The sequence below is a fragment of the Nocardia sp. NPDC058518 genome (assembly GCF_042719655.1).
Classification (GTDB): Bacteria; Actinomycetota; Actinomycetes; order Mycobacteriales; family Mycobacteriaceae; genus Nocardia.
On sequence record NZ_JBHXNJ010000022.1, the window covers coordinates 78813 to 89390 of the forward strand.

At 66.7% G+C, this 10578-nt stretch carries 13 protein-coding genes; 1 reads left to right on the forward strand and 12 read right to left on the reverse strand.

Annotation, left to right across the window (positions count from 1 at the left end):
• Positions 1-11: 11 nt before the first annotated feature.
• Together ACFWPX_RS30015 and ACFWPX_RS30020 are read right to left on the reverse strand one after the other, a co-directional pair.
• Positions 12-1958 (reverse strand): relaxase/mobilization nuclease domain-containing protein, encoded by a 1947-nt coding sequence (locus ACFWPX_RS30015; RefSeq protein WP_378931078.1) that lies wholly within the window; start codon positions 1956-1958, stop codon positions 12-14.
• Positions 1959-1984: 26 nt separating this feature from the next.
• Complete coding sequence (locus ACFWPX_RS30020) at positions 1985-2440, reverse strand: plasmid mobilization protein (RefSeq protein WP_378931080.1); 456 nt, start codon at positions 2438-2440, stop codon at positions 1985-1987.
• 303 nt (positions 2441-2743) lie between these two features.
• Here ACFWPX_RS30020 and ACFWPX_RS30025 point away from each other — a divergent pair, with 303 nt between their 5' ends.
• Positions 2744-3136, forward strand: coding sequence for a hypothetical protein (locus tag ACFWPX_RS30025; protein ID WP_378931083.1), 393 nt, complete (start codon positions 2744-2746; stop codon positions 3134-3136).
• A 158-nt stretch (positions 3137-3294) separates the two neighbouring features.
• Here the strand turns inward: ACFWPX_RS30025 and ACFWPX_RS30030 are convergent, their stop codons facing one another.
• From ACFWPX_RS30030 to ACFWPX_RS30075, 10 genes are all read right to left on the reverse strand, one after another.
• Positions 3295-3903, reverse strand: a complete 609-nt coding sequence (locus ACFWPX_RS30030; RefSeq protein WP_378931085.1) for a hypothetical protein — start codon at positions 3901-3903, stop codon at positions 3295-3297.
• A gap of 269 nt (positions 3904-4172) precedes the next feature.
• The gene (locus tag ACFWPX_RS30035) at positions 4173-4802 is read right to left on the reverse strand and encodes a hypothetical protein (protein WP_378931087.1); all 630 of its coding nucleotides are present in this window, start codon (positions 4800-4802) and stop codon (positions 4173-4175) included.
• Positions 4803-4858: 56 nt separating this feature from the next.
• Positions 4859-6085 (reverse strand): hypothetical protein, encoded by a 1227-nt coding sequence (locus tag ACFWPX_RS30040; protein WP_378931089.1) that lies wholly within the window; start codon positions 6083-6085, stop codon positions 4859-4861.
• 78 nt (positions 6086-6163) lie between these two features.
• Entirely contained in the window at positions 6164-6763 is a 600-nt protein-coding gene (locus ACFWPX_RS30045; protein ID WP_378931092.1) for a hypothetical protein, read from the reverse strand.
• Between the two features lie 63 nt (positions 6764-6826).
• Complete coding sequence (locus tag ACFWPX_RS30050) at positions 6827-7456, reverse strand: hypothetical protein (RefSeq protein WP_378931095.1); 630 nt, start codon at positions 7454-7456, stop codon at positions 6827-6829.
• Positions 7457-7474: 18 nt separating this feature from the next.
• Positions 7475-7936: a hypothetical protein gene (locus ACFWPX_RS30055; protein ID WP_378931097.1), complete on the reverse strand. Its 462-nt coding sequence runs from the start codon at positions 7934-7936 to the stop codon at positions 7475-7477.
• Between the two features lie 77 nt (positions 7937-8013).
• Complete coding sequence (locus ACFWPX_RS30060; protein ID WP_378931099.1) at positions 8014-8190, reverse strand: hypothetical protein; 177 nt, start codon at positions 8188-8190, stop codon at positions 8014-8016.
• Between the two features lie 110 nt (positions 8191-8300).
• Positions 8301-9527 carry a hypothetical protein gene (locus ACFWPX_RS30065; RefSeq protein WP_378931101.1) on the reverse strand — a complete coding sequence of 409 codons (1227 nt, stop codon included), beginning with the start codon at positions 9525-9527 and terminating at the stop codon, positions 8301-8303.
• A 65-nt stretch (positions 9528-9592) separates the two neighbouring features.
• Positions 9593-10138: a hypothetical protein gene (locus ACFWPX_RS30070; protein ID WP_378931103.1), complete on the reverse strand. Its 546-nt coding sequence runs from the start codon at positions 10136-10138 to the stop codon at positions 9593-9595.
• A gap of 71 nt (positions 10139-10209) precedes the next feature.
• A complete protein-coding gene (locus tag ACFWPX_RS30075; protein WP_378931105.1) occupies positions 10210-10446 on the reverse strand; it encodes a hypothetical protein in 237 nt (78 codons plus the stop codon).
• Positions 10447-10578 lie beyond the last annotated feature (132 nt).

Sequence of the window (10578 nt, forward strand, 5' to 3'; positions counted from 1 at the left end):
GACCCCGACCCTCAGAGGTCGCGGCCGCCATCGTGATCGCGACCGATCTCGGGCTGACGATCGACACCACGCTCGTGCTCACGCTCGACGTCACTTCCCGCCTCAGCCGACCGCGACTGCTGCACCGCACCCGGCGCCGCGGGGCCGACCTCTTCGACGGGATCGGAGTCGAGCGCATCCAGATCGACCTCACGTGGACCCGTCGCGGGACGGTTCCACCCCGACACGAACTTCGCCGCGTCGAACTCGCGGCGCTCAACTCGCGCCCGCTTGGACGGCGCCTGGCGGGACGGCTCAGTCGCACGGGGAGGTATGACCCGTGGTGAATCTGTGTCGCTGAATGCCTCCCGGATTCGGCTGGCGCGCTCAGCAGTTGACCGATCGATCACCGCCGTCGCGGTCGCGCCACCGGCCGTTAGGAACCGGGCATGCACCGCGTCCAAGTCGTGGGAGGCGACGTCGGCGAGCTCGCGCGCGCGACCGGCCTCGCCGCGCGCGTCAGCCGCACGCGAGATCGCCTCAACGGTCCGGCCGATCTGTTTCAGCAGCGCCGCGTTCGCCAATGTCGGGTCCGCCGACGCGCGCGAAGCGAGCAGGATCGTCGCCCACCCGGACAGGTCATCTCGCCGCTGGATCGAGGGCACCGCGCCGTCGAGGTGCGCGGGCAGCTGCGCGTAGCGGCTCAGCGTCTTCGCGGCACGAGCCATGACTCCGGGCTTGGGCTCGCTAGCCAGCGACCAGGCCGAGAACACTCCAGCGGCCTGCCGGGCGGCCGCTGCAAAGGCAACACCATCGGTGGCGGGAATCCGCGCGAACCTCTCCGACCATCGACGCGCCTCGGCGAGCATGGCGTGATTCTTCATCGCGCGATCGGCGGCGGGCAGTGGCTGGGGGAGCGGGGCCACCCGACCCACCGCGGAAGTATCACCGTCCATGTACCGCGCGTAGGCATCTTCCGCCTCGGCCCACGCACGTTCGGCGGCTTCACGGTCTTCGGGGGTGTCGTCCCAGTTGTTGCGCAACCGGGGCAGCGTCAGATCCTTTGCGATGGTTCCGCCAGAAGACAACACCGCGCCGCGCGCACCATCTCGCGGTGAGCCGACGCACCAGCCACGCACTTCCCCGGTCGACTTGTCCCGCGAGCGGTAGAACAGCATGCCCTGATTGCGCAGGTGTCCGACGAACTCCGCTTCGTTGCATGAAGCCGCCAGCGAGGCGCGCACGATTCGTTCATCTGTGTCACGGGTCGGTTCGAGCGTTGCGTTTCGCACAGCTTCCTTCACCTGTCCTCGTGGAATGCCAGCTGCACGCGCGGCCGCGTACAACTGGGCTCGGTGGTATCCGCGGCTCGTTCGTCCGTCGTGACGGCCGATGACAACCCGCAGACCGAACTGTTCTTCAAGCTCTCGGCATGCTCGATGCGCGCGCGAGAAATCCTTGTACGTGTTGACGCGGGTGCCGTCCTCGCGCACCGCGCTCGCGGCGATGTGGATGTGGTCGTTCCCGCCGGCCGAGGGGCCATGATGGATCGCGACCCACCGTGCGGACGCTCGCGCGGATGATGGGTCGTCGAGCTCCATCTTCTTGACGAAAGCGTGAGCGATCGCCGACCACTTCTCGTCGGAGATCCGGCCTTCATCGCGGTGCAGACTCAGCGAGCAATGCCACACGTTGCCGTCGCGCGTCGGTTCGAGCGGGTTGACGACCGGCGTTCCGTCGGCCCCGACAATGGTTCGCCCATCCGCATCTCGGAGATAGTTCGGAACGACCGTGTCGACTTTGTGCGCGCGCCGGGGAGTGTCGATCACGCGCGCGATCGACAGTGCTTGCTCATGTGAAAGGTCGCCGTCGAACCCCATGTCGTACAACGTCTCATGGCTCGCGACGATGTGCGGATGCTCGTGCACGTTCGCGTTCTCGTCGCCGATCCCCACGAGGTAGGCGAGCAGGCCTGACATCCGAGCACCACGGCTGATCTTCGGAATCACCAGCTCACCACCCGATCAACGGCGTGGTTGATGTTGTCGGCATAGCCGCGAACGCTAGCAAGGACATGGGCGAGCTGATCCCGCTCGGCCTCATCGAGCTCATGAGTCGCGTTGACCGATCGCGCGATCTGGTTGAGGTTGTTGCCCAGCGCACGCAGAGCGGACTGCGCCCGAAAAAGCTGGTGCACCAGCTCGCGGAATTCGTCAGGGGAAACCGGGATCTCATCGGCAAGGACAGCTTCGCGCATGAGCCGAGGTGGGGTAACACCGTGGTCGGCCGCGAGCCGTTCGATCTCCGCCTTCTCCTCCGCGGAGACCCTGACTTGGAACGAGCCCGTACGTGTGCCGGTAGGCAGATTGGCCGTGCGCCGACGGCGCTCGGCACGGGCGCTGTTGTTCGCGAGAATGCGCACCGAAGTGGGCGCGTCATGCGAATTCGCTTCGTCCGACACGTCCCTGCACCTCCCTAGCAATCACCCGCTACCGACACCTGTGGTGACCCGATTTCACCACAGAACAAATCGGAGCGCCACGCGCGATCTCACTTACGTTACCTATCCCTATAACTTGCTCTCCGCGAAGATGCCTGAATGCTTGCACACGTCGGTTGATCCAACGGTTCTAAAGACGCTGGGGAGGAGGGGGTCGGTTGCGTCGGGCGGTCTCTCCGGTCCGTCCGGGCGACAGTTCTAGAGCGGCTTGGGAGGCGGCGGGTTGGCCGGGTCGGGCAGTGATCGCGGCGGTAGGCTGTGGTCATGTCGGACTTCGAGAGCTATGAACGCCGGATCCGCGAAGAGGCGGAGCGAAAGATCACCGCCGGCCGCGGTCTCCACGAGGCGGCGGCGGCCGTACTGGCCACGCATGAGCTGTACCGCGGTGCGGTCGATGAGGCTCGGGCCGCGGGCTGGGATGAGGCTGAGCTCTCGCGGTTCGGGCTCCTCGTCGACGGCGTGCGAGTGAGCACCAAGCCGAAGAATGCCAAGTCCCCTGTGGCCAAGAAGGCAGCACCGAAGAGTTCTACTGCTGGGGCATCCGCTACCGCTAAAGCGCCCTCGGCCCGGGATGCAACTGGCGCGGCCGCGGAAAGTGGGCCTGCTTCGCAGTCAGCGGCAGCCGCTGAGGGCGCGGTGCCGACACCGGTCGCCTGAGCTGGAAACGACAGAACGCCCGTCCGGATTCATTCCGGGCGGGCGTTCGTCGATTCGTGAGTGTGTAGATGAGCGTAGGTCCCGGGCGGCGGGAACCTGCCCGGGACCTACATGTGGGGGGTGGTGCTACTTCTCGATGGGATCGGCGGTGTCGTCGCTCAGCTGAGACTGCTGGTACGCGCGCGCAGTGCGAGGATCCTGCTCTCCATGGCATCCCATCCGTCGTTCGCGGTTCGGCGGAGTTGTTTGAGGTCTTCGACCGTGGCAAAGCTGTCCGCCATCTGCTTGATGCGTGTGCCGAATTCCGCGTGGCTGCGTAGGTAGGCGTCTTCGACGACTTGGGCTGCGTCACATCGTGCGCTGATCGGCGTCCCCATCGTGTAGGCCTTCATGATGTAGTCGGCCAGGCGGGAGAACGAGGCATGCTCGACATCTCGCACTCTGCGGGCCCGCGCGATGACTGCTTGGGGCGTGAGCTCGGGGCGTGGGTGCTCACTGAGCAGTGTGCGGATGATCGTCACCACTGCGCCAGCGATGAAGTTCTCGAGGTCGGTGTCCTCGATGAGTCTTAGGATCGCGGCGGCCTCGTCGGCGGTGCTGCAGAGCAATCCGGCGATGAGATGGTTCTCCGCGCTCGCGACGAACAGCTCGGCGTTGTATTCGTCGCCGTCGCCGTCGTCGACCTCGAGAGCGGTGATGGCCTTTGGATCTTTCGATGCCAGCGTGAGCGGCGGCCGTGTGCTGTCACTGCTGCTGTCGGACTGCATCCCCCGACCTCCTACCCCCGTAGTGGCGCGCGATCGGTTGGTGTCGCGGCGGCCGCGACCAACGGTACCCGCCGGCAATTGCGCGCGGGGAACTGCAGCGGTGGCGATCGGTGCGGCGGTCATCGTGGTCTCCTTCGGTTGAGTTCGATCGGCGGAGGCTGAGCTTCAAGAGCCTCCCGGTGAGTTGATTAACTTATAAGTTTACGTTATTTACAGTATGTTGGCCGGGGTTTCCGAACTGATCCAACCGGCGACTGTGGTGTCGGGGTTCAGAGCGCTTCGACGAGCGCTGCGGCGGCCTGGGCGCGGTGGCGGCGCGCGGCTCGGGCCGCCGTGCTTCGGTCGTCTGCAAAGTAGTCGAGGGCTCCGCAGGTGCAGCTGGCGTGTGAGGTCCTGTCGTGAATTTTGCCTGCGCGGCCGCCGGGCTTGTTGAGCCCGACGCTGTCGATGGCGTAGCGGTGGTCGGCCGGATGGTGGTAGCCGCGGGGCGCTCGGGTGTGGGTGCGGTGAGCGCAGGCGGTCAGAGCCAGTCGGGCGGCGAGTGTGACTCGGATCGTTTGTGTCGAGTCGATGATGATCAGTCCCGCGGCGTATAGGCGGGCCTTCGCGCTGTCGGACAGATCGAGAAGGTCGGCACGCGCGCCGTCGTGGATGCGGTCAAGGTTGGCCTGCAATGCCGTGGACATGCGCACGGGGATCTGTGCTTCGATGCGGATCTCGCGCGGGGTTCGGTGGAACATCAGGCTCGGCGGCGTCCATCGCAGGACGGCTCCGCCGGCTGCGCGTGGGTCGATTTCGACACCGCGGCGGTGGCCGGTGCGTAGGAGTCGGATGGTGTCGCGTTCGGTGTAGGTGCATGCGCGCGGCTGGCCGTCGATGGTCTGGTGGATGGTGAACATTAGGTTGCTCCGCTCCTCGAGCGGGTGGGCCCGGTCCGGGCCCACCCGGGGGTTGGTCAGTTGGGTGCGATCTTGGCGCGGGTGATGATGGTGCGGTGTTCGCCGCGTTCGATGGCGGTCTCTTTGACCGTGGCGGCGGTGATGCGGCAGCTCTGGCCGATGGCGAGGTCGAGTTCCTTGGACGCTTTCCACACGATGATGTGCCCGTCGACGCTTCGCAGGGTCAGGTACGTGGTGATCGCGTCGGACCGAAAGTTGCTCGGTCGCTTGCGGACGCCGGTGACGACGGCGTCGACGTCGGTGATCTTGTCGCCCTTCTCGGCGATCCACTCGTGCAGCGCGGGGCCGCTGGCTGCGCGCTGGGATTCGGCGCGCAGGTGCACCGCGACGGCGGAGACGAGTAGCGCGATATTGCGGGTGGTGACGAACTCGGCGGCGGCGATCAGGCGCAGGTTGTATCCGTACTCGCTGTCGTCGGTGACGGTGGTCTCGATGTCGGCGAGGATGGCGTCGATGGTGGCGGCCGGGATCCGGTGCGCGGTCGAGATGAGCACTCGGGACACGGGTGAGTCGTCGATGAGCAGTTGGCGGACCTGTTCGCCGGTCGTGTGGCGGCCGGTGCTGTCGGCGAGGGCGCGGCTGACGTAGGCGCGGCCGCTGTCGCTGGCGGTCCAGGCCAGGGCGAGGATGTCGCGCATCGGGTAGTCGGGTTGTCCGCCTGCGTGCGGGTCCTGGTCGTCGAACTCGTCGAACATGTCGTCGGCGTGGAGCATGCGCATTGCGGTCGGGTTGACCGTGATACCGGTGAAGGCCTCGACGCACGTGGATCCGATCTGTGCGATCTCGCCGGTGTCGTTGTTGCGCAGAACGTAGTTGCGGTTGCGGTTGCGGCGGGTGTTGCAGTGTTGGCACAGCTGGGGGTCGGGTCGTGGCCAGTTGCGCAGCAGTTCGAATCCGTTGCCGTGGGTGCGCATGAGCGCGCCGGTCTCGATGATGTCGAGTTCGGCGATCAGGGTCCATGATCCGAGTTGGAGCACGGGGGTGGTGAGGGTGACCTCGATCCAGTGGCGGACGTAGCGGACGCCGGTGTGGTGGTCGGTCTCGATGGTGTCGGGGTGTGGCTGATGGGTCATGCCGATGGTGGCGGTGATTCCGGCGCGGGCGGCGCGGGCGTTGGCGTTGGTGACTCGGCGGGTGAATTCGGTGAGCGAGTAGTCCGGGATGATGTGGGTGATCGCGGCGGCATCGGTGATCGTGTCGGTGGTGTCGATGGTGGTTGTCATGTCGTTCGGCCCTTCGGTGGTGGGTGGTTGAGGGGCCGGGCACGTTCCCGGTGCCCGGCCTCTCGTGCGGGTGGTTGGTCAGCCCAGGACCAAGCCGCATTCGTCGACGACGAAGCCGTAGAACCTGACGTCGAAGTAGTCGGTTTGGCTGTCGCTTCCGTCGTGGTTGTAGGCGCTCATCACGTCGCGCAGCGCGTGGCCGAGGGTCCGCAGTGCCTCGGTGGGGTAGTCGGCTTCGTGTCCGTTGCGGGTTTCGCGCACGTCCCCCCATTCGGAGGGAATGTTTTTGACCGTGACGTTTATCGAGCCGTGGTGAGGGACGCGGACGCCGTAGGTGATCGGGTCGGGGGCGTCGCCGATGGGGTCGAAGGCTTTGATGTCGCCGGTCGTGGTGGTTGCCTTGGCGGTCTTGCGGGCGAACTTGATTTCGGCGCGGATCACCTTGGCGATTTCGACGGTGCTGGCGTACTTGGGGAGGTGGTTGTACTTCTCGCCGTAGGTGCGGGCGTAGGGGCCGCCTGCGTAGGGGTCGTGATCGCCGGTTGTTGCGGGGTTGTTGGCGCGGATCCGTTCGAGCATCGCGGCGGCGGCCGCGCGTTCGTGTTCGGGGGTGCGGTCGTGGTCGATGAGGGCGCGCAGGTGCTTGATGCGGTCGGCGGTGCGGTTCTTGGCGGCCATATAGAGATCTCCCAGTGGTTGGTTGGCCGGGCACGTTCCCGGTGCCCGGCCTAGCGGTGTGGATCAGAGCGCGACGTAGTCACTTCCAGCGGAACTGATCTCGGCGAGGTCGACTGCGTGAGCGAGGTCGGCGGCCTTCCCTTCGCCTTTCTGGATGGCGTCGGCGGTGGTGTAGATGCCGACGTACCAGTAGTCAGCGGTGGCGGTGCTGGCGTCGGCTAGTCCCGGGTCACCGTTGCTGGCGAGGACTTCGCGGCCGCGCTGCTGGGGTGCCCAGAGGCACATGACGCGGCCGGTGTCGACGATGTCGGCGCGGCCGAAGCGGGCGCGCAGAAGGTTGCACTCGGTGCGGTAGAGCTGGTGGAGCTCGACTACGGGGTCGATGGGGCCGCGGGTGCGGAAGCGGGTTTCGAGTCCGGCGAGGGCGGCGAGGGTGCCGGGTTCGACCGGGCTGGTGCGGCCTTCGGTGATCTCGGTGATGCGATCGCGGGTTTCCTCGAGCAAAGTCTTGGTCGAATGGACGTCGATTCCGCGGCCGTAGTTGCGTAGGGCGGGGCCGACGGCAAAGGCTGCGGCGATCATTCGGGCTTCGGTCTCGGTGAGCAGATCAGTGTCGGTGGCGGTCGGGATGAGTGCTCGGGTCGCGATGGTCGACAGAGCGGTGGTGAGCTCGGCGGTGTGGGATGTGTTCACGGTGTGTGGCCTTCCTGGTCAGACGGTGGTGGCAGCGCCGGGCGCGACTGCTGCGGTCTCTGCGGTGCCCGCGTCGGTGGAGGGCTCGGTGCCGGTCGCCGGGTCGGGGGTGCCCTGGGCGACGCCGGTGAGCACTTTGGTGCGGCATGCCAGACCGATTCCGCGGCCGCGTGCGCGAATGAGCGGCTGGGGCTCTTTGTTCGCGGGGTTGACGTCGAGGCTGGCGCGCTGCTGGTCGTAGGTGATCACCACTTCGTCGCCGACCCGGAAGCTCTGGTGGATGCGGTCGGCGTAGCGGCCTCGGGAGAAATAGAACTGCCAGCGCGACTTGCCGGTCGGGGTGTAGCTGCCATCGGGGTTTCGCCGGTCGTGGTCCTCGATGACGGTGACGTAGACCGCGCGGTTCTCGCCGCCGCCTTCGCGATCGAAGGTGTGGACCTCCGAGATCCAGGCGATGTTGCCCTCCATGTCGCCGCTCATAGCCGGGGTTCCTTTCGTTCGTCGTGGTCCTGCGGGTACGTTTCTATTCTATCATGACTTTACGTTCTGTACGTTCTTTACGTTTTAAGGGCGAGTTTGGGCCGTGGACGCTGCTCTGCTGCTGCGGGGGTGTGGTTCGCGCGGAGTAGGCGCCACACTCGCAGGATGGGCGCCAGCATCGCGGGGGTGTTCCACGTAGCGACCGCGCGCCGGACCTCGGCGGCCGGGCCGGCATCGAGCGGGGGCGTGGTCATCGCGGGCCTTTCGTGTGGTTGGGGTGGGCGATACACCGGCCCGGCTCGACGGGGAGGGGTTCCGGATTCGGGCCGGTGGATCGCTATTCAGGTGGTCTCGGTGCTGGTTGTCAGGCGGGGGGATGCCAGGTCAGCGTCGCGGGGGTGCGGCGGGTGATTCGTTGCCACCAAGTGGGTGCGATGGTGATGCGCAGAGTGCGGTCGTCGTCGATCCTGGGTGCCATCTCGAGGGCGATCTCGGTGAGGATCTGGACGGTGGCGTCGGCGTCGCGGGTGGTGTCGGCGATGGTGCGGCCGTCTCGCTTGACCGATGCGTAGTTGTCGGTTGCGTAGGTGCCCAGGTAGTCCGCCATCGCCGTCATCGCATGCTCGTAGCTGAGTGTGTCGGGGTGCAGGGGCACGCCGTAGCGGATGCGGGCGGTGCGGTCGAGCACGGCGAATCCCCACAGCGACAGCACGATGACGTAGGGGTCGGGCGTGGGCGCTTGTGCTGGTGTCGGTGTGGTTGATCGTGTGGTGTGGGCGGGCGGTGCGGGCTCGGAGCTGGTCGGCTCCGTCTCGGTGGTGGTTGCTGGTTCCTCGTCGAGGAAGCCCATGAACTCCACGGTGGCGGCCAGCTGGTCGTCGTCGTAGTTCCACCACTTGCCGACGACTCGGAATCTGTTGTCGCGCAGGTGGTGTTCGACATCGTCGAGCGAGGGGTTCTCGGGCAACCCCGGAAGTGCGCGGGGCTGCGGAAGTTCGCCCTCGAGCGGGTCGACGATCTCGAGCGCGCTGGTTCCTGGCCAGTGGTGGACGGTGAGCAGCTCGCCTGCTGCGGGCTCGGGGAGTTCGTCGTCGGCGACCGGCGTGTGGTGGGTGAAGATGTAGTCGACGACTTCGTGCCGGGATGCGGGCCGCCGTCGTTGTGTGCCGTCGTCGGTGCGGTGGAAGGGGTAGACGCCGTTGCGGTCGTTCGGGTTGAGGTAGTGCACGGTGCGGGTCCCGTCGGTGTCCTCGGTGATCTTGCCGATGGTGTATTCGCCGTTGTTCAGGAACGGGATGCACACCAATGGCTCGATCGCCAGGAATTCGCCGGTGGCCTGGTAGTAGGACATTGTCCGGTAGGTGCCGATCACCTCGATCACCTTGTGCTCGCCGACGGTGGACGGGATGTCGGCGGCGAGTGACAGATTGCGCGTCTCGAGCCATTCGTGCAGGTCCATGTTGACGCGGAATGCGGTGTGCGCGGTGGCTTTGTCGGTGATCGTGTACCAGTAGCCGCAGCTGTTTTCGCGCTGGCGTTCGGTCAGGCACTGCAGGCTCATGTGGGCGTATTCGCGGGTGGTGACGGACATTCTCGGTGCCTTTCGGGTAAGTCGGCTGGGCGGGTTGCCGGTGGCGGTTCGTGCTCGGTGCGCGGTCAGCGGTTCCACCGGTTCGGGCGGCGGAAGATCATCTCGGCGAATTGGCCGAGCTGTTCGTTGGTCAGCTCGAGCGATGTCGGGCGGCTGTCGGGCTGGCCGTCGGAGATCGAAATGCGGTGGACGGCACCGAGATCGGTGATGTCGATCGTCTTGCCCGTGGGGTCGATCGCGGTGGTGTGCGCGAGGGCGCTCAGCTGCATGAGCCGTCCGCCGTGTGCGGCGCGGTGCTGGCGCAGCATGTGGGCGTTCGCGGTGCTGAGCGCGTCGGCGGTGAGGAGCTGGTTGACGAGGGTGCCGTCGTCGAGCCATGCGACCTGGTCGCCGTCGGGATCGTGGAGGGCGGTGAAGAACGCCTCGCTGTCGCCGTGGTGGTCCATCAGCGCGTTGGTCACCTCGACGCGTAGACCGTTGGACAGCAGTCCGCAGATTGCAAGGCTGGTGCCGCCGACGGAGCAGAGTTGGGCACCGGTGGGGCAGAAGCGGGCGACCGAGTTGATCTCGGCGGCGTAGCGGGTGGTGAACTTGGTGGTGCGGTCGGTCATGGCTGCGGCCTTTCGGGTTAGGTGCGTCGGCCGGGCACGTTCCCGGTGCCCGGCTGACGCGGGTGGTGGGGTTAGAACGGGATGGCGTTGTAGATGCCCACGCTGCGGATTCGGTGGCGGGCGCGGGCCCATCGGGTGGCGATTCGTTCGGCGGCGGGGAGGGCGTTCCATTCCTCGCGGAGGATCTGGTCTTCCATTTCGCCCTCGCAGTGGTCGCAGATGCCCCATTGGGCCAGGTGATCGGCCCGGTGGGGTGCGGGTGGGAAGTGGGGGCGTGGGCCCTGGTACAGGCTGCGGGGTGCGGGCATTTCGGTTGGTTCCCTTCGGTGTTCGGGGTTGGGGGCGGTTGTCGGGGGGGGGGGGGGGGGGGGGGGGCGCGGGCCGCGCCCCCACGGGAGAGGGGGGGGGTGGGGGCTGGTGTGAGAGGGCGAGATCGAGAG

Bases quoted from the DNA above. Each gene is read 5' to 3' on its own strand.
- ACFWPX_RS30040 (WP_378931089.1), bottom strand. From the start codon at position 6,085: ATGACAACCACCATCGACACCACCGACACGATCACCGATGCCGCCGCG.
- ACFWPX_RS30045 (WP_378931092.1), bottom strand. From the start codon at position 6,763: ATGGCCGCCAAGAACCGCACCGCCGACCGCATCAAGCACCTGCGCGCC.
- ACFWPX_RS30035 (WP_378931087.1), bottom strand. From the start codon at position 4,802: ATGTTCACCATCCACCAGACCATCGACGGCCAGCCGCGCGCATGCACC.
- ACFWPX_RS30030 (WP_378931085.1), bottom strand. From the start codon at position 3,903: ATGCAGTCCGACAGCAGCAGTGACAGCACACGGCCGCCGCTCACGCTG.
- ACFWPX_RS30025 (WP_378931083.1), top strand. From the start codon at position 2,744: ATGTCGGACTTCGAGAGCTATGAACGCCGGATCCGCGAAGAGGCGGAG.
- ACFWPX_RS30060 (WP_378931099.1), bottom strand. From the start codon at position 8,190: ATGACCACGCCCCCGCTCGATGCCGGCCCGGCCGCCGAGGTCCGGCGC.
- ACFWPX_RS30070 (WP_378931103.1), bottom strand. From the start codon at position 10,138: ATGACCGACCGCACCACCAAGTTCACCACCCGCTACGCCGCCGAGATC.
- ACFWPX_RS30015 (WP_378931078.1), bottom strand. From the start codon at position 1,958: ATGTCAGGCCTGCTCGCCTACCTCGTGGGGATCGGCGACGAGAACGCG.
- ACFWPX_RS30055 (WP_378931097.1), bottom strand. From the start codon at position 7,936: ATGAGCGGCGACATGGAGGGCAACATCGCCTGGATCTCGGAGGTCCAC.
- ACFWPX_RS30065 (WP_378931101.1), bottom strand. From the start codon at position 9,527: ATGTCCGTCACCACCCGCGAATACGCCCACATGAGCCTGCAGTGCCTG.
- ACFWPX_RS30075 (WP_378931105.1), bottom strand. From the start codon at position 10,446: ATGCCCGCACCCCGCAGCCTGTACCAGGGCCCACGCCCCCACTTCCCA.